The sequence below is a fragment of the Natrialba sp. PRR66 genome (assembly GCF_034808065.1).
Taxonomy (GTDB): Archaea; Halobacteriota; Halobacteria; order Halobacteriales; family Natrialbaceae; genus Natrialba; species Natrialba aegyptia.
This window is the reverse complement of sequence record NZ_JAXHGN010000006.1, coordinates 330,378-353,069: the sequence shown is the minus strand read 5'-3', so window position 1 is coordinate 353,069 and position 22,692 is coordinate 330,378. Positions and strand designations below refer to the sequence as shown.

At 61.5% G+C, this 22,692-nt stretch carries 17 protein-coding genes and 3 pseudogenes; 13 read left to right on the top strand and 7 right to left on the bottom strand.

Going from position 1 to position 22,692, the window contains the following annotated elements:
- Position 1 precedes the first annotated feature (1 nt).
- From SM755_RS20725 to SM755_RS20705, 5 genes are read left to right on the top strand one after another with little or no spacing between them, the layout of a single operon-like run.
- Positions 2 to 1,489, top strand: a complete 1,488-nt coding sequence (locus tag SM755_RS20725) for an aspartate aminotransferase family protein (RefSeq protein ID WP_323174356.1) — start codon at positions 2 to 4, stop codon at positions 1,487 to 1,489.
- On the top strand, positions 1,486 to 3,378 hold the full coding sequence (locus tag SM755_RS20720; RefSeq protein ID WP_323174332.1) for an IucA/IucC family protein: 1,893 nt from the start codon (positions 1,486 to 1,488) through the stop codon (positions 3,376 to 3,378). Before SM755_RS20725 ends, SM755_RS20720 begins: the two co-directional genes overlap by 4 nt.
- On the top strand, positions 3,375 to 4,028 hold the full coding sequence (locus SM755_RS20715) for a GNAT family N-acetyltransferase (protein WP_323174331.1): 654 nt from the start codon (positions 3,375 to 3,377) through the stop codon (positions 4,026 to 4,028). Before SM755_RS20720 ends, SM755_RS20715 begins: the two co-directional genes overlap by 4 nt.
- Positions 4,025 to 5,437: a lysine N(6)-hydroxylase/L-ornithine N(5)-oxygenase family protein gene (locus SM755_RS20710; RefSeq protein ID WP_323174330.1), complete on the top strand. Its 1,413-nt coding sequence runs from the start codon at positions 4,025 to 4,027 to the stop codon at positions 5,435 to 5,437. Before SM755_RS20715 ends, SM755_RS20710 begins: the two co-directional genes overlap by 4 nt.
- Positions 5,438 to 5,457: 20 nt before the next feature.
- Positions 5,458 to 7,293, top strand: a complete 1,836-nt coding sequence (locus SM755_RS20705; RefSeq protein ID WP_323174329.1) for an IucA/IucC family siderophore biosynthesis protein — start codon at positions 5,458 to 5,460, stop codon at positions 7,291 to 7,293.
- A gap of 946 nt (positions 7,294 to 8,239) precedes the next feature.
- Here the strand turns inward: SM755_RS20705 and SM755_RS20700 are convergent.
- The gene (locus SM755_RS20700; RefSeq protein WP_323174328.1) at positions 8,240 to 9,178 is read right to left on the bottom strand and encodes a dihydrodipicolinate synthase family protein; all 939 of its coding nucleotides are present in this window, start codon (positions 9,176 to 9,178) and stop codon (positions 8,240 to 8,242) included.
- A gap of 89 nt (positions 9,179 to 9,267) precedes the next feature.
- On the opposite strand from SM755_RS20700, the pseudogene SM755_RS20695 reads away from it, so the two are divergent.
- Positions 9,268 to 9,563: pseudogene (locus SM755_RS20695) on the top strand (UxaA family hydrolase).
- Here the strand turns inward: SM755_RS20695 and SM755_RS20690 are convergent.
- Positions 9,522 to 9,806, bottom strand: coding sequence for a hypothetical protein (locus SM755_RS20690; RefSeq protein ID WP_323174327.1), 285 nt, complete (start codon positions 9,804 to 9,806; stop codon positions 9,522 to 9,524). The pseudogene SM755_RS20695 and the gene SM755_RS20690 sit on opposite strands and share 42 nt — an antisense overlap.
- A 337-nt stretch (positions 9,807 to 10,143) precedes the next feature.
- Here SM755_RS20690 and SM755_RS20685 point away from each other — a divergent pair, with 337 nt between their 5' ends.
- The 3 genes from SM755_RS20685 to SM755_RS20675 are packed head-to-tail and all read left to right on the top strand — an operon-like array spanning position 10,144 to position 13,093.
- Positions 10,144 to 11,178 carry a TRAP transporter substrate-binding protein gene (locus SM755_RS20685; RefSeq protein WP_323174326.1) on the top strand — a complete coding sequence of 345 codons (1,035 nt, stop codon included), beginning with the start codon at positions 10,144 to 10,146 and terminating at the stop codon, positions 11,176 to 11,178.
- 57 nt (positions 11,179 to 11,235) lie between these two features.
- On the top strand, positions 11,236 to 11,796 hold the full coding sequence (locus SM755_RS20680) for a TRAP transporter small permease (protein WP_323174325.1): 561 nt from the start codon (positions 11,236 to 11,238) through the stop codon (positions 11,794 to 11,796).
- Position 11,797: 1 nt separating this feature from the next.
- Entirely contained in the window at positions 11,798 to 13,093 is a 1,296-nt protein-coding gene (locus SM755_RS20675; RefSeq protein WP_323174324.1) for a TRAP transporter large permease, read from the top strand.
- A gap of 287 nt (positions 13,094 to 13,380) precedes the next feature.
- Here SM755_RS20675 and SM755_RS20670 read toward each other — a convergent pair whose 3' ends face one another.
- The gene (locus SM755_RS20670) at positions 13,381 to 14,457 is read right to left on the bottom strand and encodes a mannonate dehydratase (protein ID WP_323174323.1); all 1,077 of its coding nucleotides are present in this window, start codon (positions 14,455 to 14,457) and stop codon (positions 13,381 to 13,383) included.
- Between the two features lie 758 nt (positions 14,458 to 15,215).
- On the opposite strand from SM755_RS20670, the gene SM755_RS20665 reads away from it, so the two are divergent.
- From SM755_RS20665 to SM755_RS20650, 4 genes are all read left to right on the top strand, one after another.
- On the top strand, positions 15,216 to 16,466 hold the full coding sequence (locus tag SM755_RS20665) for a mandelate racemase/muconate lactonizing enzyme family protein (protein WP_323174322.1): 1,251 nt from the start codon (positions 15,216 to 15,218) through the stop codon (positions 16,464 to 16,466).
- Positions 16,467 to 16,550: 84 nt separating this feature from the next.
- Positions 16,551 to 17,684, top strand: a complete 1,134-nt coding sequence (locus SM755_RS20660) for a mandelate racemase/muconate lactonizing enzyme family protein (protein WP_323174321.1) — start codon at positions 16,551 to 16,553, stop codon at positions 17,682 to 17,684.
- 141 nt (positions 17,685 to 17,825) lie between these two features.
- The gene (locus SM755_RS20655) at positions 17,826 to 18,296 is read left to right on the top strand and encodes a universal stress protein (RefSeq protein ID WP_323174320.1); all 471 of its coding nucleotides are present in this window, start codon (positions 17,826 to 17,828) and stop codon (positions 18,294 to 18,296) included.
- Between the two features lie 76 nt (positions 18,297 to 18,372).
- Positions 18,373 to 19,233, top strand: a complete 861-nt coding sequence (locus tag SM755_RS20650; RefSeq protein WP_323174319.1) for an NAD(P)-dependent oxidoreductase — start codon at positions 18,373 to 18,375, stop codon at positions 19,231 to 19,233.
- Here the strand turns inward: SM755_RS20650 and SM755_RS20645 are convergent.
- The 4 genes and pseudogenes from SM755_RS20645 to SM755_RS20635 form a co-directional block, all read right to left on the bottom strand.
- Positions 19,227 to 20,678, bottom strand: coding sequence for an aldehyde dehydrogenase family protein (locus SM755_RS20645; RefSeq protein WP_323174355.1), 1,452 nt, complete (start codon positions 20,676 to 20,678; stop codon positions 19,227 to 19,229). The genes SM755_RS20650 and SM755_RS20645 overlap by 7 nt on opposite strands.
- A gap of 489 nt (positions 20,679 to 21,167) precedes the next feature.
- Positions 21,168 to 21,536: pseudogene (locus tag SM755_RS20640) on the bottom strand (DUF296 domain-containing protein); the annotation flags it as partial.
- Between the two features lie 128 nt (positions 21,537 to 21,664).
- A pseudogene (locus tag SM755_RS24540) lies at positions 21,665 to 21,823 on the bottom strand (glycoside hydrolase family 4); the annotation flags it as partial.
- Between the two features lie 183 nt (positions 21,824 to 22,006).
- Entirely contained in the window at positions 22,007 to 22,318 is a 312-nt protein-coding gene (locus SM755_RS20635) for a hypothetical protein (RefSeq protein WP_323174318.1), read from the bottom strand.
- Positions 22,319 to 22,692: the final 374 nt, after the last annotated feature.

Sequence of the window (22,692 nt, the reverse complement as noted above, 5' to 3'; positions counted from 1 at the left end):
CATGAGCGCCGACGAGTGCTTCCTTGGAACCGGGCGTGGCGAGACGAGCTATCGGGACGCGATGAACCGGGCGGTCGAGACGGTGATCGAGACGGTCGCGAACCGCGAGCGGCCTCACTCGGGAGCGTCGCCCGAGGAACTCGCCGCCCAGTTCGACGACCCGGTCGTTCCTGAGGAGGGCCAACGCCTCGAGATGACGATCGACGAGGTTGCCGAGCGCGTTCTTCGCCACTCTGTCGATCCGTCGAACCCCCGTTGTGCGGCCCATCTCCAGTGTCCGCCGATGATTCCGGGCCTGGCCGCCGAGACGCTGCTCACCGCGACGAACCAGTCGCTCGACTCGTTCGACCAGGCACCCGCTGCGACGGTCCTCGAAGAACGAGTCGTGACCGCCCTCTGTGAGCTGTTCGACCTGCCTGCGGACGCCGACGGCGTCTTCACCAGCGGCGGGACGCAGTCGAACTTCCAGGCGCTGTTGCTCGCCCGCGACCGCTACTGCGACCAGCAGTTCGACCGAAACGTACAGACCGACGGCCTGCCGGCGGCGGCCCCGTCGCTTCGCATCCTCTGTTCCGAAGCGGCCCACTTCACCGGCAAACAGGCCGCACACCACCTCGGGCTCGGCGAACGAGCCGTCTACACCGTTCCGACGGACGCCGACGGCCGCATGGACCTCGACGAACTCGACGCGGCCCTCGATGACCTGGATCGGAGAGACGAACTCCCCTTCGCGCTCGTCGGGACCGCCGGAACCACCGACTTCGGCAGCATCGACTCGCTGCCCGCTCTCGCCGACCGGGCCGAAGACCACGACCTCTGGTTCCACGTTGACGCGGCCTACGGCGGTGCCCTCGCGGTGAGCGACGAGTTCAGCACGCTGCTCGACGGGATCGAACGAGCCGATTCGATCGCCGTCGACTTCCACAAGCTGTTCTACCAGCCGATCAGTTGCGGGGCACTCTTGCTCCGCGACGGCGCGGACTTCCGGTTGATGGCTCGCAACGCGGCCTACCTCAACCCGGAAGCCCACGACGAAGGCGGGATTCCGAACCTCGTCTCGAAGTCGGTCCAGACGACGCGCCGGTTCGACGCGCTCAAGCCCTACGTCGCGTTCCGGACGCTCGGCCGAACTGGTCTGGCCGAACTCGTCGAGCACACGCTCGAACTGGCCGACGACGCGGCTGCACTCGTTCGCGAGGCCGACGACTTCGAGCTGCTGGGAGAGCCGACGCTGAACGCCGTGGTCTTTCGCTATCGACCCCGTCAGGGGATGAACGACGAGACCGTGAGCAACCTGAACGCGGCCGCCCGACGTGAACTCTTGAACGACGGACGGGCGCTCGTCGCCCGAACCACCGTCGACGGCGTGACCAGCCTGAAGGTGACGCTCCTGAACCCGACGGCGACGCTCGAGGACGTGGCGGCGATGCTCGATGCGGTCCGAGACTGTGGCGACAGGGTCGCCGACACCCGGGAGGTGACGGTATGAGCACCGGCACCGAGCGCAGCGTCGACCGCGATCGCAGCGTCGATCCGGCGGTACGGGCCGACGACGCCACCGTTCACGCGTTTCTCAACTGCTACCTGCGCGAGACGGGCGACTACGAGATTCGCGACGACGCCGTCGCCGGCGTCGATCCCGGTCCAGACGGGCTGCTTCGCGCGACGTTGCCGGCACAGGAGATCGACCTCTTGGCTCCGCTCGCACACCGCTCTCCGACGGAGCGACACCGCTTCGAGACGCCGGTCCGGTACCGGCTCGGCGACGATGGCAGCCGCCCGCTCGATGCGGCGACCCTCGCCGCGCTTGTGATCAAGGATCTCAGCCTCGCGCAGGATGGCGAGGCCGTCCCCGACGAACTATTAGAGCGCGTGCTCCGGAGCAAGCGAGCCACCGAGGCGTTCGTCGCGGCGCGTGCGGGCGACGAGGACCGCCTGTACGCCGAAACGCTGTCGTTTCGCGACGCCGAGCAGGCGCTCGTCTTCGGCCATCACCGACACCCGACGCCGAAGAGCAGGCAGGGCATCGCCGCACGCAACCGCGAGCGGTACGCGCCGGAACTGCGCGGATCGTTCCCGTTGCACTACTTCCGGGCTGACCCGACGCTCGTCTCCGCCGACTCGGCGCTCGACTGCAGCGCCGCGACGTGGGTGAAAGACGCCCTCCGCGACGATCCCGCTGTCTCTGCGTCCTTCGTCGCCGAGCACGTCGAGAGCGACGATGTCCTCCTGCCGGTCCATCCGTGGCAGGCGGACTATCTCCGCGATCAGTCACACGTCCGCTCCCTGCTCGGCGACGGCCTCGAATACCTCGGTCCCGTCGGCCGCGAGTTCATCCCGACGACCTCGGTCCGGACGCTGTACAGCGAGGCCGCCCCGTTCATGGTCAAGTCGTCGCTGAACGTGACGATCACCAACTCCGTGCGGACCAACAAGCGACCGGAACTCGAGCGCGGCGTCGCCGTCGCCGACCTCCTCGCGACCGAGTTCGGCGACGAACTCGCGGCCGCGTTCCCGGAGTTCGACATCGTTCGCGATCCGGCTTACCTCGCGCTGGACGCCGGCGAGGGACGCGAGTCGGGGTTAGAGACGGTCCTCCGAACGAACCCGTTCCGCGGCGAGGCCGGGGCGAACGCCACGCCGCTGGTTTCGCTCTGCCAGGACGCGATCACCGGCCACTCGCGGCTCGGCCGGCTTATCGAGTCCATCGCCGACCGCGAGGGTCGTTCGACCGCCGCCGTGAGCACTGACTGGTTCCGCCGCTACCTTCGGCTCTCCGTTCGCCCCGTCCTCTGGCTCTACCTCGTTCAGGGCGTCGGCGTCGAGGCGCACCAGCAAAACTCCGTTTTGCTACTCGATGAGGACGGGTATCCCGACGGGTTCCGCTACCGGGACAATCAGGGCTTTTACTTCCCCGAGGCGCTCGTCGACGACGTCGAACGGTATCTTCCCGGCGTCGGCGAGCGGTCGGGAACCGTCTGTCCGGACGCCATCGCCGACGAACGGCTCCGATACTACGTGATCTGCAACAACGCCTTCGACGTGATCAACGCCTTCGGCAGTGCCGATCTCGTCGCGGAGCGTCGGCTCCTGGCGCTCCTTCGCGACGAACTCGAGTTCGCCCGCGAGCGCTACGATCGGCCGTCGTCGGCCTTCCTCGACCCGCTCCTGGAGTCGCCGACCGTCCCCTGCAAGGCGAACCTGCTTACCCGCTTCAGGGGGCTCGACGAACTGGAAAACGACCTCGAGAACCAGTCCGTCTACACGGACGTGCGGAATCCGATCGTCACCGAACTGGATCGCGACGCCGGACGGGAACACGAACACGATCTCGATCCCGCAATCGCCCTCGAATCCGACGGTGAACTCGACCCATGACAGGACCGGACGCCACTATCGCGACCGACTACGACCACCAGACGTACGACGAGCGCATCGACCGGACGATCTCGCTCCGGCAGGCGTCGCTGGAGCGCGATCTGGGCCGGCTCCACGCGTGGCTCGGGAGCGAGCACGTGAAACCGTACTGGCAGCTCGACCTGCCGCTCCCGACGTTTCGCGACCGTCTCGCCTCGAAACTGGCGGACGACCACCTCACGCCCTACGTCGGCTGTCTCGACCACGTTCCGATGAGCTACTGGGAGTGTTACTGGGCGGCCGAGGACGACGTTTCCCATCACTACGACGCCGACCCGGCGGATCAGGGCGTTCACCTCCTCATCGGCCCCGAGGAGTACCTCGGGCACGGCTATGCGGCACCGTTGCTGCGGGCAGTCGTTGCCATGCAGTTTCGCCACGCGGAGACCGACCGCGTCATCGCGGAACCCGACGCCCGCAACGAGCGGGTCATCCGCGTCTTCGAACGGTGCGGCTTCGAGCCACGATCGGAGTTCTACTTCGACGAAGCCGAGAAGGATGCCGTGTTGCTCGTCTGTGACCGCGAGCGGTTCGAGTCGTCGGTTCTCCCCGACTCCCCCGACGCAGGGGAGACGGCTGACCACGCCACTCCGGGAGGTGAGCACCGATGAGCGAGGCCGTCCACGATGTCGTTGGCGTCGGTATCGGCCCGTTCAACCTCGGCCTCGCGGCCATGCTCGACAGCATCGAGGAGGACATCGACGCCGTCTTCCTCGAACGCGAAGCCGAGTTCAACTGGCACGAGGGAATGTTGCTCGAGGGGGCGACCCTGGAGGTGCCGTTCCTCGCGGACCTCGTCACGCTCGCGGACCCGACGAGCCCCTACAGCTACCTCAACTACCTGCGGGAGACGGGACGGCTCTACGAGTTCTACTTCTACGAGACGTTCCAGGTGCCCCGGCGGGAGTACAACGAGTACCTGCGCTGGGTCGTCGCTGAACTCGAGAGCTGTCGGTTCGGACGCGAGGTGACGGCGGTCCGGTGGGACGACGAGCACGGGCACTACGTCGTTACGGCGACGCATCCGGAGACGGGCAAGCGCTTCGAGTATCGGGGGAAGAACCTCGCGCTCGGCGTCGGGTCGCGACCGCAGATTCCGGACCACTTGCAGGGCCATCCCGAGCGCGACGTGTTCCACACGGCGACCTATCGCGGCAATCGAGAGCGCGTCTTGGAGGCCGACTCGGTCACCGTCGTCGGCTCCGGGCAGAGCGCCGCCGAGGTGTTCCAGGATCTGCTGGAGCGCCAGGCGGATCCCGACAACGACTATCGGCTCGACTGGCTGACCCGGTCTGACGGCTTCTTCCCGATGGAGTATTCGAAGCTCGGACTGCAACACTTCACGCCCGAGTACGACCGCTACGTCTACGACCTTCCCCAGGACGTCAAAGACGAGTTCATCCCGGAGCAGGAACTGCTCTACAAGGGGATCGATCCGGGGACGAGCGCCGAGATATACGACCTGCTTTACCGGCGGTCGATCGGCGATCGGGACCCCGACATCGGTCTCTTCGCGATGACCGAGGTTCGGGATATCGAGCCCGTCGGAGGCGGATCCGAGTACGCGCTCGACTGCCGCCAGTGGCAGGCCGAGGAGTCGTTCGTCCACGAGAGCGAGGTGGTCGTCCTCGGTACGGGCTACGAACGGCCGATTCCGGATTTCCTCGATCCGCTCGCGGACGCCATCGGCTGGGATGAGCAGGGCCGATTCGAGGTGACGGCGGATCACCGTCTCGAAATCGACGTGCCGGGGGATGTTTTCCTCCAGAACGCCGAGATGCACACGCACGGGGTCGGCGTGCCGGACCTCGGCCTCGGCTGCTATCGCAACACGCGGTTCGTCAATCGGCTGGTCGGTCGCGAGGCCTACCCCGAGGATACGGACACCGTCTATCAGGATTTCGCCGTCGAGCAGTTCGTCGAACGCGCACCGAATGCCTCCCGCCGGCACGGAAATGGGAGCGAATCGAGTTCAGGAGCGGACCCGAGTCGTCCGTCTCCGCCGACGCAGAACGACTAACACGAGATATTGACCCAATCATGAATCCGAACGATCCGACGCTACAGCACGCACTCGAGCAGGATGTCTGGGAAACCGCCGAACGGCGGCTGCTGACGAAGATGCTCGCAGAGTTCGCGTACGAGGAGATCATCGCGCCGCGGGTGGTGGCGAGCGGCGATGACCGCAACACCTACCGATTCAACCTCGGCGACGCGGCGTATCGCTTCGAGGGGACCGAACGCCTGATGGATAGCCTCCACGTCGACGGCGAGACCATCGAACGGCGCGCCGGCGGCGAGTGGGAATCCCTCTCGGATCCGCTTCGATTACTTCGTGACCTCGGCGAGACGACGTCGCTCGCCGGGTTGACCGAGGGCAACCTCGTCCGCGAGTACAAGCGGACGCTGCTCGCCGACGCCCACATCGAGGCGCGACGCCGGGAGCGAGACGAGTTCGATCCCCTCGAACTCGACTACGCTCACCTCGAAGGCGAGATGGACGGCCATCCCTGGATCACCTACAACAAGGGCCGCCTCGGCTGGGGGTACGACGACTACCGCCAGTACGCGCCCGAGCGCCAGACCCCGGTCACGCTCTCGTGGGTCGCCGTCCGCCGGGAGAAAGCGACCTTCGTCGCCACCGACGCGGTCGATCACGACTCGCTCGTTCGCACCGAACTCGACGCTCGCTACGACGAGTTCCGCGATCGACTCGCCGCACAGGGGCTCGATCCGGACGCCTACTACTTCCTGCCGGTCCACGACTGGCAGTGGGACAACAGCATCGTGCCGCTGTTCCCCGACGACATCGCCGCCGACGATATCGTGCCGCTCGGCGAGGGGCCTGACGCGTACCTCCCCCAGCAGTCCGTCCGGACCTTCGTCAACATCGACGACGCCGAGAAACACCACGTCAAGGTCCCGATGCGCATCCTCAACACGCTCGTCTGGCGTGGCCTCCCCGGCGAGCGAACCGAACTCGCGCCGACGGTCACCGAGTACATCAAGGGGATCTACGAGGACGACACCTTCCTTCAGGAACAGGGACTCATCCTGCCGGGCGAGATCGCCGGCATCAACTACGACCACGGCGACTTTACCGACATCGAGAACTCGCCGTACCAGTACCACGAACTGCTGGGTGCCGTCTGGCGCGAGTCTATCTACACCTTCCTCGAGGACGATGAGCGTGCAATCACGCTCTCGGCACTGATGCACGTCGACGGCGACGGTGAGCCCTACATCTCCCGTCTCATCGAGCAGTCCGGGCTCACGACGGACGAGTGGCTCGAGACGTTCTTCGACACCGTCCTCCCGCCGCTGTTGCACTTCCTCTATCGCTACGGCACGGTATTCTCCCCGCACGGCCAGAACACCATCCTCGTCGTCAAGGACGGCGTTCCGACCCGGCTGGCGGTCAAGGACTTCGTCGACGACGTGAACGTGAGCGACCAGCCGCTGCCGGAACTGGAGGCGCTCCCGGACGAGATGCACGAGATCCTCCGGAAGGAGCCGCCGGAGGGGCTCTGCCAGTTCATCTTCTCCGGCCTGTTCGTCTGCGTCCTCCGGTACGTTGCCGACATCCTCGAAACCCACGAGGACTACCCCGAGGAAGCGTTCTGGACGCACGCGAGAACGGCCATCCTCGACTACCAGGCGCAGTTCCCCGAACTCGAGGACCGATTCGAGCTGTTCGATCTGCTGCAGCCGGAGTTCACGAAACTCACCCTCAACCGGAATCGCATCTTCGACTCCGGCTACGATGACGCGCCGGGACGCCCCCACGCCTCCGAGCACGGAACCGTCACGAACGCGCTTTACGAGGTGGCTACGGACGATTCCGTGCGCGCCGTTGCCAAATCCGACGACGACTGAAACCTCCGCCCCGTCGTCCCATAGCATTTCGGGCGGTCCCTTTTCTGTGCCCCCTTGTTACCTCATCTCGCAGAATTACGATCTATTTTACACACGTATGAATGTAATTGGTTTGGCGGATGAGAGCGATCTATTCCCGTTTCGGGAACGATACTGACGATCTGCGCGAGTTCACTTCGCTCGGCCGACGAGAACGCCCGCGCCGATGCGCTTTCCGTACCGAACATCATCGGACTCTACCGATTGTCATCCGGAACACTGCCCTGTCTGCCTCTCGTTGTGCGCTTTTCGAGGCGGTCCGTGAATCGCACCGTTCTCACCCTCGCTATTCGCGTGCGATCCGAACTCGTCGCGCCTCTTGGCCGTTCCCGTACCGAGAACGGCGCACCGATCCGGACGGCAGCGACCGCGACTCGCGGGTTCTTCGAACATCTCGATTCGCACCCGAGTTCAGCGTCGCCACGTCCGCCGTTCCATCCGGAGCCAGCGGCTCGACCGAGCCGCTCCGATTCTGCTCGTTCCCGACGGCCGAATCGCGCTGTTCCGCCTTCGAAGCCCCGATACGCGATCGGCGTTACAAATCGGGGCCGCCGACAACCCCCCAACAGCCGCCACGCGCGAGCGACCGGACGTGATAGCGTCTCAGTTCGCCGCACCGGCTGGGATTGCAGGCCGATCACCGTTCCCCCGACGGGAACGACGTCGCAGTCCTATCGTCACCACTGCACCGAGTCACACCGATTACAGAGCGCGATCGGGTGTGGAGTGACTCGCCGCGTCGACTCGAGTGAACTCGTCGGTGCGCGGCAGCGCTCAAGCGGTTGCGGGTTCGTCGGTTGCGCGGACGCTCGCTGTCGGCTTGCTTGGTGCAGGGCTCGAAACGGCGAAAATGGCTGTTTGGGGCGGTTGCACCGCTTTGCGGCGCTCTCAGCTCGCATCGATTTGCTTACTGAACGAGCGATTCGATGTCGTCGTCGAGTTGGGCGTACAGTTGCTCGGCTTTGTCCGCTTCCTCGGGGGCGAGCGGGCGGATCGGTTCGCGAACGGTGCCGCCGTGGAGGCCGGCGAGGTCGAGTCCCTTTTTGACCGCGGAGACGCTGATTGCGCCGGGGATGGTGTTTTGCTGTCCCGTTTCGCTCCGGAAGTTCTGGTAGGGAAGGCAGATGTTTCGCAGCTGGCAGGCTCGTTCCCAGTCGCCGTCGGAGAGCGCTTCGAAGAGTTCGAGTCCGATTTCCGGGCGGAAGTTACTGACGCCGGCGGAAAAGCCCTCTGCGCCCTCCGCCCAGAAGGAGACCGCAAACGGCTCCGCGAGACCGTCGACCCAGACGACATCGTCGGCACCGGCGGCGACGCCCGCGCCGAGTTTGACGGGGTCTTCGAGGGCGTATTTGATGCCGATGACGCCCTCGACGCGAGTGAGGGCGGCGAGGTACTCGACTGAGGGATCGAAGCCGCGGACGTAGGGAACGAGCGGCGTTTCCGTGATCGACGCGAGGTCGCGGTAGTACTCGAGCAGTCCCTGCTCGTGAAGGTACGTGTGATCCGGCGGCATAACCATCAACGCGTCGACGCCGACCCCGTCGTAGGCCCGGATCAGGTCCTGTGCCGCCGCCGTGCTGCCGCCGACGCCGGCGAGCACGCAGGCATCGGACGGGAGCGCGTTGACGCTCGTCTCGGCGACATCGACGCGTTCGCTCTCCGAGAGCGAATGGTACTCGCTGATGTTCGCAACAGAGAGAAACGTCCGAATCCCCTCCTGATAGAGATCCTGGGCGTTCTCTGCAAGTTTTTCGTGTTCGATTTCGAGATCGTCGTCGAACGGCGTCAGGAGTCCAACGGCAACGCCACGGAGGTGGCTCCGCACCTGCTGCGCTGACAATGACATAGCGTGTCGATGTATCGCGGATAGTATAAACCCATCGCCCGGTCGCCACGAGACGGTCGTTTTGGTTATGTGATTTGGCAAATAGAACGATGCTGCCACGCCTTATTGTACGACCATCTATGCAGACGTTCGCCGGTTACAGGCGTGCCAATGGTCGAATCGGCATCCGCAACCGTTTCGTCGTCGTGCCGACATCAGCCCTAGCAGGGGCGGTCGCCGACTGCATCGCGGCCGGCACCCGAACGTCGGCGGCGCGCTCGTCGTCGAACTAGGGCCCGAAACGGTCGACGGCGAGCGGATCGCGGACGACATCGCAGCCGGCGAGACGTCGGTCCGGACACTATCAATCCGCAACGCCGGCGGGACGGAATCGACGGTCGATTAGGGTGTCGATGCAGCGACCGAACACTGCGAGACGACCGCCACCGCTCGCCGCGAACGGGTGGACGAGAGCGAACTCGCCCTCGGCACCGAGTGCGGCGGAAGCGACGCGACCAGCGGTATCGCGGCCGGACTCCGCGGTTGGGAACGCGTGCGATCGACTCGTCGCCGCCCACGCGGACGCCTTCGTTGAACTCGTCGCAACGGCGCGTGCGCGCAAGAGCGGTTCGACGCCATTACGGACCATGCCCGGGATTCGTCGTCTGCCTTGACCACACGCCAGCGACGAGCGAGTGTGACTTCGTTCGACGATGTGAGACGCTGGCCCGCAAAGTCGGATGACCAAGAAGCGGTTCCGAAAGGAGATTCCCGATGAACTCGCACAGAAAAAGAACATATTTGAACTGCACCTAAGCTACTGAACCACTCGTTTTCGCTAGTTTGTTTCCAACTTCACTAGACACGTCTGACGATCAAAATTGAAGACAGCTCTGTATTTCATGCGTAGGGTATTTATGGTATCGAAGAGCACTATAGTGGAAATAAAAGATACATTCATATACCACCCTTACAATGGTGTGAGTATGTCTGGCAATCAGATGACCGAGGAGTATAGTAGCCTGGCTACTGTGACACGGCGAGAAGCCGTAAAAGTGGGTATCGGGGCATCGGGACTAACGAGCCTCGCTGGATGTATGGGTGGTTCTAGTGGAGGCACCAACATCACACTCGCCAGTGTGATGGAAGATGGAACCTCACTGGTCTACGCTGGTGAACAATTCAAAGAACGCATCGAAGAAGAGTCGGATGGGGACATCAGTGTCGAGTTTTCCTACGGCGGTTCATATGGATCAGAAACCGAGACATTCGATCTGATGACTCAAGGTGCAGTTGACATGTATACAGGTGGATCAGACGCTTATGACATGTATGCACCTAAGTACTACTTCTTCAACTCGCCGTTCATTCTCGATAGTTTTGAACAGCAGCAAAAGATCATGGAATCGGACGAGTTCAAGGAAGAAGTATTCCCAGCTCTTGAGGAGCAAGGGATTAAGGTCGCTGGTCCTCGGGTCTATAGAGGGATGCGACATTATACGTCGAACAAACCAGTTCGTACTCCTGAGGACGTTCAAGGGATGGATCTACGACTTCCGAGTCACGATTCATGGGTGAATGCGTGGGGAAACGTTGGTGCGAATCCAACACCTGTCTCACTCGATGAACTGTATTCAGGCCTTCAGCAGGGCGTTGTTGGAGCTTCCGAAGGCCCACCAGCCCAAATCGCTTCGCTTAGTCTTTGGGAAGTACAGGACTACTACAGTCTCACTAACCATCTTCCTCAGAGTGGGCAGATGTACGTCAGTACCAGTTTCTATGACGGACTGGATCCGTCTGAGCAGGATCTGTTCGACGAAGTCGTCAATGAAGTTGCCGAAGAGGCAACACAGTGGGCCCGTGACTCGGAAGAAGAACTACTCAGTGAGGCCGAAGAAAACGGCATGGAAATCATTGAAGATGTCGACTCAGAGGCATTCTATGAGGCAGCCGCTCCTGCTATCGAACAATTATTCGAAACTACCTATGCGGGTTCGTGGGACGACTGGCGTAACCTATGAGTGACACGGTTACACTGAATCGGTGCTATTATATCTGTGCAATCAATGATATTAATCATGGATATTGATCAATCATTAGGGCTAAAAAAAGGCACATGGTACGATTGGGTCGTACTGAACGTGGCAACAGTTATTTTCATTCTAATGTTACTTCTGACGACAGCTCAGATAATCGTCCGTGTCTTCAATATCCCAATCAGCGGGGGTGCATGGTGGACAGAGCCTCTTGCACGGTATTCGCTCATAGTCGGGACATACGGTGGGGCCGCAGTCGCCTCCAGAAATGGGGAGCACATTAAGATGACAATCGTCTCTGACCAGTTCGAAAAACGATCTCCATTGATCGGAACGATCGTTGATACCCTTGCACAGGTATTGACAATTGTCTTCCTGATTCTGTTAGGCTATGCTGGATTACGGGCGACAATTCAGAACTGGGATACACCTATGATCGGTGTAGGAACAGTACAGCAGGGATGGATATACGGGTCAATAACGGCTTTCATTGGGATGATGGTGTTCTACGAACTGATCAATCTACGCGATATACTAACGACAAACGACTTCAGCCAACAACTCATGAACAAGGAAAACCGCGCGAACAAGGAAGTGAAATAAGATGGAGCTACTTCTAATTGCACTCATCTTCCTCGGCGGATTGCTGCTCCTCTATGCTCTTGGCATGCCCGTCGCGGTTGCAATTGGATCAGCATGTGTCCTCATTATGCTCTCCCCGTTCGGCCCACCCCTCAATTATGGCTTGATGTCGAATCAGTTGATGCACGGCCTGAACTCGTTTACGTTACTCGCAGTTCCGTTCTATCTCATGTTAGGACGGTTGATGAACAGGACGGATATGACTTCGGAGGTCTTCGACTTCGCGAACGCCATATTCGGTCGGGTCCGAGGCGGAATTGCGCAGGTCAATATCGGCGCAAGCGTCATCTTCTCTGGGATGTCCGGACTGGCAGTCGCTGACGCTGCGGGTCTCGGCCGGGTCGAGTACAATGCGATGCGCGATCAGGGATATGATAAAAAGACAGCGATCGGTGTCACTGGTGCGTCATCAATCATCGGGCCAATTATTCCGCCGAGTGTGCCGATCATTCTATACGGTGTGCTGGCAGAACAATCCATCGGAGCACTGTTCGTTGCTGGAATTGTACCCGGCCTATTACTTGCGATAGTCCTTTCCGTGTTCACGTATCTCGTTGTCCGATGGAAAGGATACGGAAAGGGCGACCCTGTCGGAATTCGGACAATTGGACAAGAGTTTGTCAACGCTCTTCCTGCACTAGTAATTCCCGTATTCATCGTCGGTGGTATTCTCTTGGGGGTGTTCACTGCGACGGAGGCAGGTGCGGTTGCAGTCATCTACGCAATCGGACTGGGGTTCTACCAGGGCACACTAACTGGAGAAATACTGCTTGAGGAGTTCCGAGATGGAATGGTTGAGACATTCTCTATTCTATTCATTATCTCTCTCGCTATGCTTTATGGTCTCGTCGCGCTTCAACTTCGAATCCCAATGCTGCTGGCTGACGCGATTACTGGATTCACAACCAGTCCAACAGTGGCAATCCTCATCTTTGTCCCACTTTTCATGCTTATTGGGACATTCATGAGTATCACTGCTACAATAATGATCATGGTCCCAATTCTCATGCCGATCATTGAAACACTCGGGATCAATCCAATTCACTTCGGAATCGTGATGATCCTCTCGCTAATGACTGGTGTCGTGACGCCACCGCTGGGATCTGTTCTCTTCGTTCTGGAAAAAGTGACTGATGCCTCGCTCGAAACCGTCATGCGCGCGATGGTCTTGTTCTATATTCCATTAGTTATCGTCATTTTGATTGTCGCCCTTGTACCGGAAGTTTCGATCTACCTTCCGAACAACTATTTCTTCTAGTCTCCTCCTCTGTTCTCTCATACTCACTCTGGCGATAATATTCGACATTACCTGTCAACGGTGTCCTACACATCACTGATAGATTGACTCCTTCTGTTCGAGTGTTTTGATTGGTAGTTGGTTTCCAGCGCTTGGTGGGCCCAGTGAATGATTGTCGTTGGCGGTTAGATAGCGCTGAGCGATGGCCTGATTGTCGTTCTATATTTCGTGAAATGAGTCTATTTGTATTGTATGTGTGTGTATGTGTGCCTGTGACAGCATCGTGACCCCCTATCGAGCGGAGCCAACTACTCGGTCGCAGGTGTGGGCGTTGTCTGAGTCGCCTCCGAACGGACCGTACCAATGACACCGCGAAGATATCCGACAGTGAATCCACGTGCTCGGTGGCGCCAATCATCATCGCCCTCCATCATCGGTACATGATCAGGGATGACTGCCCCGTCAAAATTGATATCCTGGAGTGTTCTTACCACGTCGACGGTGTCGAAATTACCTGTATCGACGAATGTTTCGTGAAACTGTGGCATCGTACCCACGACATCACGGAAATGAATGAAGATAATCTGGTCACGCTTGCCGAATCGGCGGACGACATCGGTAACATCCTCACCCATCTGTGAGAAACACCCCAAACAGAGTTTTAACCCGTGATTGTCGCTCGGGACGAGTTCCATGGCCTTCTCGAAGTTCTCTACGTTACGAAACAGGCGCGGAATCCCACCAATCGACTCGATGACCGGTGGATCAACCGGATGAAGCGCCATGTCGACATCTGCCTCCTCGGCGACCGGAAGAACGGTCTCGAGAAAGTACTGATAGTTTTCCCAAAATTCGTCTTCAGTATACGCGCGGTCGAGACCAGGTGCGAGCCCGTCCGGATCATCAAGTTCGTCGTAATCGAAGGCGGTAGCTTCGGCGCCACCTCGTGCTTCAACGGGGGAGGTGCGCATCGGAACGACGCTGCGGGGATTCCACTGGTATCCTAATATTGGGATGTCGGCCTCACCAAGGTTCCGAATCAAAGTCGTAATCTGATCAAGTGCTTCATTCGCACCGTCACGGTCGAACATGATGTCACCGTACATCGAATACGGAAGCGATTGAATACCCGTAAAAGATAGCCCTGCACTTTCGATCTGATCTCGAGTGGCTGTGAGTTCCGGAACGGACGGAATCTGGTTTGGACCGACCGAAATCGTATCCGTTCCATCGCGGTCGTTGAATTCGTCGGGTTCCTCATCCGTATCAGCATGGTCAACAAAAATGTCCGTCGCACCGAGTTGACGAATGTACTGTAATCGAGGTTCTGAAAGGGATCGTGTTCGAACGCCAACACGGGCTGTGGCTTTACTATCTTGGCTCATACTCTATACCGCTCTCGAAATAACTAAACTGTTACGGGTCGAAAACCGTCGTGTCCATCGCAGCGTGTGTATGGACGGCCTTCGAGATGCGTCGGCCCGTCCCTACAAATCGGCCACCGGACGATCGATCCCATCGCTAACGTCCGACTGAGCCAGCCTCCCTTCGCGTGGCAATGCCGTCGTGTCAGCGGCTGATTGCCACCGTCAGCGTCAATTCTGCTCGATCAACGGCTATCTGTTCCCGCCTGGGGAACATTACGGGAGTACAAACGTAATTGCCATCGTGAGTCGCCGAAGCGCTGTATTAACAGGCGAATTATTACTCCCGTCCTTGTAATTTCCGATCGCTACTCTCGCTCACTACTCCCGTTTACCCCGTTGTTCGGAACTGAGACGACCGATTTGAAGCAGCAGAATCCGGATAATGGTCTCGCTTACCGGTCGTCATCGGAATCGCCGGTACCGAACTCGTGAGACGCTGTGAAACGAACTGGTAGCCGCTGTTACGTTATCGCATCGCATCACAGTTGTTTTCATCGCCATCTCATATTGTTCCCCTCTAGCGAACGCGTTGCTCCCGAGTAAGGGCCTAGCAGCAGATCAACGACGGTGATGTCCACACTGTGACCGACGCTGGACGAGTTCAGTTCGAGCGTCTCGTCACGCGACCGTGCTCTCACAGCCGTTCTCGGCGCGGGAACGCGACGAGAGGGCAGCCACTCGGATGATTTATAGGCCAGGCGGTGAATGCGGTGTGTATGCACATCACTTCGGTGAGCGGGTACGCCCTCTCGTCGCCGATCGAACCGGTGCAGGAACGACCGTTCTTCGGTGGAACGCGCCGCCTTCGCAAACGAGATGTCGTCCTCGTCGTCGTCGAAACGAAAGCCGGGCATCAGGGAGTTGCGACGGCCGGGGCTAGTAGCTCCGCCATGCGCGAGTACTTCGAGGGCGACTCCCAGGGGACGTTTGCCGATGTCATCGAGACCGACGTCGCACCCGCACTCGAGGGCGAATCGATCGACGACATCCGTTCCGCCCGCGACCTGCTCGCGGCGACCAGCCTCCCGGCCCACCTTCGTACCGAGGCGATTTCGGCGATCGACGTCGCCCTCTACGATATCCGCGGCAAGGAACTCGGTATGCCGATCTACGACCTTCTGGCTGAGGAGTACGAGACGGATCCGACGACGGAGATCCCCCTGTACGCCAGCGCGGGGATGTACATGGAACCCGAGGGATACGCCGAACAGGCCGCCGCGATCGAATCACTCGGCTTTTTCGGCTACAAGTACCGCCCCGGAATCGGCCCCGACGGCGACCGCCGCACGATCGACCTGCTCGCCGACGCGCTCGACGAAACCGAGTTCATGCTCGACACCCACACCTGGTGGAAACTCGAGAACGGGTACGGTCGGGACACCGTTCGTGAACTCGTCGAACACGCGGCCGAGCAAGATGCCTACTGGATCGAAGAGCCGGTCGAACCCGCCGACCACGACGGCTACGTCGAGCTAGCTGAAACCGGTGCGCCGCTAGCTGGCGGTGAGAGCGAGTCCTCGCCCGCCGCGCTCACTGAACTCGGTCGGACCGGCGGCGTCGAGTTCTTGCAGGGAGACGTTCGCCACCACGAGGGCTTTACCGGCTGCCGGGACGCCATCGAGTTCTGTGCCGGCCGGGAGGTCGAGTTCGTTCCGCACAACTTCGGCACCTGGCTCGGGTTGCAGGCCAACGCCCATCTCGTGGCCGCGGCCCCGGAGGTTCGACTGCTCGAGTATCCGGTCTTCGAGGACGATCCGGCGCTCGGCGAGGCGGCGGTCGATCCGGGTATGTATCCGTTCGAGTTGGCGTTCGACATCATCGAGGGGCGGCCGGCCATCGAGGACGGCCGCCTGTCAGTCTCGGATGCGCCGGGGCTCGGCGTCGAGGTCGATCTCGACGTACTCGAGGAGTATCCGTTCGTCGAGGGGCCGTGGACGGAGTTTCACTACGAAGGCGAGACGGCGTAATCGCGACGATTCGGACTGCCGTCGAGTACGTCTGGCGTTCCCGTCAACGCAAGCTATATTGTGTGGTAGTCTCTCGTACACGCCATGGAGATTACGGATATTCGCGCGATTCCGCTCGCTCATTCGCTCCCCGAGGGTCACGGACTCGGCGATGCGCGGGGGTTCGGAACCGATCGCGGAACGACGGTGGTGCGACTGGAGACCGACGACGGAACCGTCGGCTGGGGCGAGGCGTTCGCCCCCGGACCGATCGCGACGGCGACCGTCGAGGAACTGTTCGCCGACGACGTGCTCGGGATGGACCCGTTCGCTGTCGAGTCGCTCGCCGACCGCTCCTACACCGATCCCTACCACTTCGGCGGCGACGTGTTCGTCCAGAGCGCGGTCAGTGCGATCGACGTCGCTTGCTGGGACATCATCGGAAAATCCGTCGGCCGACCGATTCACCGCCTGCTCGGCGGGACGCAGTGCTCGGAGTTGACGCCGTACGCGTCGACGATGTACTTCACCGAGGCGGACCGGCCGATCGAAGAGCCGATCCGCGAGGCCGTCGTGGAAGGATTTACCGCCGCAAAAATCAAAATCGGGTCCGGACTCGCGGACGATATCGAACGCGTCAGGACGGCGCGGGAGATCCTCGGCCCCGACGCCGACCTGATGGTCGACATGAACGGCAACTACCGCCCCCATCAGGCGCTCGAATCCGCGCGGGCCATCGCGGAGTACGACGTGACCTGGATCGAGGAACCGGTGCCGCCGGAGAACCGGTCGGGCTACCGCGAGCTCCGGTCCAAAATCGATACCCCCATCGCGGCCGGCGAAGCCCACTACGGCCGGTTCGCGTTCAAGGAACTGATCGACGACCGAACGGTCGACATCGTCCAGCCGAACCTCGGTCGCTGCGGCGGGCTTTCCGAGGCGCGATTGATCGCCGGCATGGCGTCGACCGAGAACGTCGCCGTCAGACCCCACATCTGGAACAGCGCCGTCGGCATGGCCGCCGCGATCCAGTTCGCCGCCAGCATCTCGTCGTACCCCCACACGCGCCACGTTCCCGAACCGATGCTGATCGAGTTCGACCGCAGCGAGAACCCGCTGCGAAGCGAGTTGCTCGAGACGCCGTTCGATCCGGCCGGTGGGACGATCACCGTCCCGCAGTCGCCGGGACTCGGGATCGATATCGACGAGGCGGCGCTCGAGCGGTATCGCGCCGACTGACCGGTCCAGATCGGGTGTTGTATCCTGCAGATTCGAGACTGGCACCGGCCGCCAGCCCATCCTCGGTTCAACACCGATCCAGCGTCAGTCTATCCGCAGCCCGGAGGTACTTTTATCAGACCGCCCGCCCAGATGACGTGTATGCAACGTGCACTTGTCGTTATCGACGACACTGACGCGCACCGACGACTGCTCACCGAAGCCAGCCAGTTCGCTCGCAATGGGGCCGCTGAACTCGTCGTCTTCGCGTGGACGACTCCCGAGGCGGCCGAAGATGGCAACGACGCGATCGAGTGGGTCGAGGAGATGGAGGGGACCACGTTCGAGGATACCGACGCGACTGCCATGACGCGGCAGTTCGCCCGCGAGTTCAGCGAGGACGTGTTGTCGGAGGTCGACGCCGACATCGATGTCGATGTCGAGACCGAGGTCGTCATCACGCCGGACGACGAGCGCGACGATGCGATCCTCTCGGCGGCCGACCGCCTGGGATGCGATCACGTCTTCCTCGTGGGGCAAAAGCGCTCGCCGACGGGCAAGGCGATTTTCGGGAACATCGCCCAGCGCGTGCTGTTGAACTTCGACGGGCCGGTAACCGTCATGATGGAGTAAGCCGCCAGTCCGGTGTTTGCGGCGAGGGGTCGGTTCGACCGGTATTTTGATGGTGGCTCCGCGTGGGACTAGAGGCATGGACGTACTAGTGACCGGTTCGTACGGCCGCTGTGGAACCGCGATCATCGATCACCTGCACGACGACGATCGGTACGACTTCACCTACTACAACCGATCCGGACGGGACGAAGACGATCCCTACGGCGGCTACGAGACCGTTATCGGCGACATTGCGGACTACGAGACGCTTCGGGAGGCCTGTACCGGCCAGGACGCGATCGTTCACCTCGCCGCCTACCCCTACACCGACGGCGACTGGAGCGACATCTTCGAACCGAACGTCATCGGGATGTACAACGTGCTCGAGGCCGCTCGCGAGGCCGAGGTCGACTCGGTCGTTTTCGGCTCGACCAACCACGTGATGGGACAGTACGAACAGGAGTTCGCCCCCGACATCTACGACCGCCAGCACGAACTCGTGCTCGACCACACGGACCCCGTGCGTCCGGATTCCTACTACGGAGCCTCCAAGAGTTTCGGCGAGGATCTGGGACGGTACTACGTCGAGGACTGTGCGTATCCGAACCGGTTCTACGCGCTTCGGATCTGCAGTGTCCGGATGCCGGAGTACGACCATCCCTACGGCGACGCCGAGGCGAGCGTCGAAAACGGCGAGTGGGAACGCGGCAGTTCCGCGTACGAACGGGAGGTCGCGCGGATGAAAGCGACCTGGCAGTCGCGCCGGGATTTCGCCCACCAGATCGAGTGCTGTCTGGCGGACGAGCGCGTCGAGTTCGATATCTTCAGCGGCGTGAGCGACAACCGGCGGCGCTGGTTCGACCTCGAACACGCGCGATCGGTCATCGGCTACGATCCGCAGGACGACGGCGAGGAGTGGGACGCACCGCCGGAGTCCGCCGAGCGGCCGTCTCAGTAGTTCATGTAGACCGTCTTCGTCGACGTGAAAAAGTCGAGACCGGCGTCGCCCTGCTCGCGGTAGGTATCCGTCGAGGACTGTTTGTAGCCGCCGAAGGGGACGTGTAGTTCGAGGCCGGTCGTCTTCTCGTTGACCTTCGCGACGCCCGATTCAATCTCCTCGGTGAACCGGTGGGCCTCCGAAAGCTCCTGCGTGACGATACTCGCTGAGAGGCCGTACGCCACGTCGTTCGCCACGTCGACGCCCGCCTCGAATCCGTCGACCTTTAACACCGCGAGTACCGGTCCGAACACCTCCTCCTGGGCGATCCGCATGTCGCCCGTTACGTCCGACACGACGGCCGGTTCGACGTAGTGGCCGTCCTCGTAGGCCCTCCCTTCGGGCTGGCGGCCGCCGGTCTCGAGGCTTGCGCCGTCTTCGGTCGCGATATCGACGTACTCGAGCGTCGACTCGAGTTCACTCTGCGTCACGTGGGGGCCCATATCGGGATTCTCGAGACCGGGACCGATCTCGATCGACGCGGCATAGTCGGCGATGCCCGCGACGAACTCGTCGTAGACGTCCTCGTGGACGATCGCTCGGGAGCAGGCGGTGCAGGCCTGTCCGGTGACGCCGAACGCGCCGGCCCCGACGATGTCGACCGCCTCGGCCACGTCGGCGCTCGGCATGACGACGGTGGGGTTCTTGCCGCCCATCTCGCACTGTACGCGGGTCAGGTCGTCGGCGGCGGCCTGCGCGACGACCGTTCCGACCGCCGTGCTGCCGGTGAACGAGACGCCGTCGATGTTCTCGTGTGACGCGAGCGTCCCTCCGACTTCGCTGCCTGAGCCGGTGACGTAGTTGGCGACGCCGTCCGGAAGGCCGGCCTCGTCGAGTGCCTCCAGCAATTTCCAGGCGACCGTCGGTGCGGCGGAAGCTGGCTTTAGCACCGCCGTGTTCCCGGCTGCGAGCGCCGGCGCGAGTTTCCAGGCCGGAATCGCGATGGGGTAGTTCCAAGGGGTGATCAGCGCGACGGTTCCGAGCGGTTCGCGTTTGGTGTAGAGTTCGGTGTCCGTGCCGCTCGGCGATTTGACGGTGCCGCCGAGATCGCGGGCCTTCTCAGCGTAGTACCGGAAGATGTCGATCGCGCGCTGGACCTCGCCGCCGGCTTCGTCGAGCGTCTTGCCCTCCTCGCGCGTGAGCGTCTCGGTTAGTTCGTCCCGCTGCTCTTCGAGAATCCGGGCCGTCTCCGCGAGCACGTCGCCCCGTTCCGGTCCCGGCGTCGTCGCCCATTCCGTCTGTACACCGACCGCAGCTTCGACCGCCGCGTCGGTATCTGCACTCGTCGAAGCCTGGAACTCCCCGACGATATCGCTCGTGTCGGCGGGATTCCGGACCTCGAACGTCTCGCCCGAACGCGATTCGATCCACTCGCCGTCGACGTAGTTACGGTATGCTGTCGGCATTCGGACTAGTGATTTCGCGTTTCCCGACACGAACGTTGGTCTTCCGGCAAAAATCTCCTCGCGTGACAATCCGCTGTGTTCTCTCTTTTTTCTCGGCCGTCTCCGCGATGCTGACGGTGACGCGGTATCGCCGTCGGTTCGCCGACGAACCCGAATTACTTTATATGAGTTGTCGGCCTCACCTTCTACGGATTCATCTGGGGCGACGGCGATAATTCGTCTACCCGAGTTCAGAACGCGTCGGCGAGCATTTCTCATACTGTCGGACAGAACGACGTGCAGATCGGTCGCTCCACTGCGGCCGTCGCCTGCGGGGATGTCCGTAGAACGCAGACGTTCTGCTGGGCATTGCAAACCGACGGTTTGCTCAACGGCCGCGAATTTACGACCGTCTTCGTATTGACTTCTGCGCGACAGTATCAGCGACGCTCGAGTTGTGAGGTCTGCCGGTCGTTCGGACGGCTCCAGTTCGAGGCCCGGTAGTTTTCTGATCGTTATCTCACCGAGGACGTTGAGCTCGCAGCCGGGTTCCAGGTGCCCGCCGACGGTTCGGTCGCCGTCGAACGCGGTCACGTGGAGGTGGGGCTCGCCGTCCGCGATGACGCCGTTGATGTCGGTGACTTCCCAGGCACCCGTCAACTCCCGATCGACGTTTCGATCGGCCTGCTCGTCGGGGAGGTCGGTTCGATTCACGTAGTGGATGTGGATGTTCAGGGTGCTGAACGTGCCGATCCCGGTGACGACAGCACCGGTATCGACCTCGTGTGTTGTACAGGCGCGCTCGATCGATTCGAGCGCCATATCGCCGCGGTCGAGACGAACGACGACGTGCCCGTCGTCGGATTCGAACGAGTTCATCGCCTCACCGTGGACCGGCCGGGAGAAGAAAGCTTGACGCCGCGGCAGCCGACGGTCCGTCGGGACGGCGATCCGTGTTCGGCGCCGGGCGAGAGTGCGATGCCGCGGGGAAACGCCCCGCGCGTCGACTCGTAGTCGACATCGTACAGCGCAACGGTGCCGGTGATCTTCGCACACTGCGCGAGATCGTTGATGAGGGTGTGCGCCTAGCCCTGGCTGTCGCCGCCGATGTAGCCGATTCGTATCTCCGAAATTACGTCGCTCGACCGTCTGCCGAGGTGATGCATACGTCTCACCCGAACGGAACGCAAAAAGCGTTGGTGGTCGGGGTCGAAACTGCCGGCTCTCCTTCTGATCGGCCAGCCGTCCATCCAGTTTAGATGCCGCCACGCGGCGACCGACGGCCTCCGATCGGCGTCGGGAGGGCTGTGACCGGCTTGCCGCGTAACGCTGCAGCGAGTGTAACAACGTCAGCGGAACCGGACCGGGTCTTCGAGACGGACGCGCCCCTCCTCGTCCACGAACACGTTGCCGGACAGCCGCGTCTCTCGAGCGTTCTCCCCCACACGAGCCGCCGCGTTGCGGTAGGCGGTCCGTCCGGTCACCCGATAGTGTTCGAGAAGTCCGTACACCGCCCTGTAATCGGCGAGTTCAGGAGCGGCAGTGAAATCGATCCCGTCGCCCGTTGGAGTGCCGATATCTCCGATCCAAGGTCGCTCGCGATGTCTCAGGTCGTTAGCCAGCAGCCGACGTCGCCGGTCGCGCGGGCGGCCATCGCGCACGTCCAGAGGAAGTCGGCATCGGCCTCGAGTCGCCGTATCGGTCACGACCGACCGCAAGGACCGTGTCGACGTGTTGGTGAACGGTGTCGATCAGCTCCGCTGCTCCTGCGTTCACCATGCTGGGTACCCAGTCCAGCGGCCGGCACTTGTTCGTTCTGGTGACTTTCCCCCACTGGTTTCCGCTACGGCTATTACCATCGATTCCCACATCCTTCTCTCCCCTGAGTTCAGTGAGTTCCCGCTCGCCGAATATTGACAAGCGTACTATTGTAATGTATCTGCGGAAACATTACAATCGTATACTTGTAATGGGTCTCGGCAGATCGTCACTCAGTAGTGCCGAATAGCAGCACTATAGCACTTCTACGCGCCGA

Excerpts from the sequence above, each read along its gene's own strand:
- SM755_RS20650 (WP_323174319.1), top strand. The coding sequence starts at position 18,373 with ATGGACGTACTAGTGACCGGTTCGTACGGCCGCTGTGGAACCGCGATC.
- SM755_RS20675 (WP_323174324.1), top strand. The coding sequence starts at position 11,798 with ATGGAGCTACTTCTAATTGCACTCATCTTCCTCGGCGGATTGCTGCTC.
- SM755_RS20720 (WP_323174332.1), top strand. The coding sequence starts at position 1,486 with ATGAGCACCGGCACCGAGCGCAGCGTCGACCGCGATCGCAGCGTCGAT.
- SM755_RS20710 (WP_323174330.1), top strand. The coding sequence starts at position 4,025 with ATGAGCGAGGCCGTCCACGATGTCGTTGGCGTCGGTATCGGCCCGTTC.
- SM755_RS20655 (WP_323174320.1), top strand. The coding sequence starts at position 17,826 with ATGCAACGTGCACTTGTCGTTATCGACGACACTGACGCGCACCGACGA.
- SM755_RS20645 (WP_323174355.1), bottom strand. The coding sequence starts at position 20,678 with ATGCCGACAGCATACCGTAACTACGTCGACGGCGAGTGGATCGAATCG.
- SM755_RS20715 (WP_323174331.1), top strand. The coding sequence starts at position 3,375 with ATGACAGGACCGGACGCCACTATCGCGACCGACTACGACCACCAGACG.
- SM755_RS20700 (WP_323174328.1), bottom strand. The coding sequence starts at position 9,178 with ATGTCATTGTCAGCGCAGCAGGTGCGGAGCCACCTCCGTGGCGTTGCC.
- SM755_RS20670 (WP_323174323.1), bottom strand. The coding sequence starts at position 14,457 with ATGAGCCAAGATAGTAAAGCCACAGCCCGTGTTGGCGTTCGAACACGA.
- SM755_RS20685 (WP_323174326.1), top strand. The coding sequence starts at position 10,144 with ATGTCTGGCAATCAGATGACCGAGGAGTATAGTAGCCTGGCTACTGTG.
- SM755_RS20690 (WP_323174327.1), bottom strand. The coding sequence starts at position 9,806 with ATGGTCCGTAATGGCGTCGAACCGCTCTTGCGCGCACGCGCCGTTGCG.
- SM755_RS20665 (WP_323174322.1), top strand. The coding sequence starts at position 15,216 with ATGCACATCACTTCGGTGAGCGGGTACGCCCTCTCGTCGCCGATCGAA.
- SM755_RS20725 (WP_323174356.1), top strand. The coding sequence starts at position 2 with ATGAGCGCCGACGAGTGCTTCCTTGGAACCGGGCGTGGCGAGACGAGC.
- SM755_RS20680 (WP_323174325.1), top strand. The coding sequence starts at position 11,236 with ATGGATATTGATCAATCATTAGGGCTAAAAAAAGGCACATGGTACGAT.
- SM755_RS20660 (WP_323174321.1), top strand. The coding sequence starts at position 16,551 with ATGGAGATTACGGATATTCGCGCGATTCCGCTCGCTCATTCGCTCCCC.
- SM755_RS20705 (WP_323174329.1), top strand. The coding sequence starts at position 5,458 with ATGAATCCGAACGATCCGACGCTACAGCACGCACTCGAGCAGGATGTC.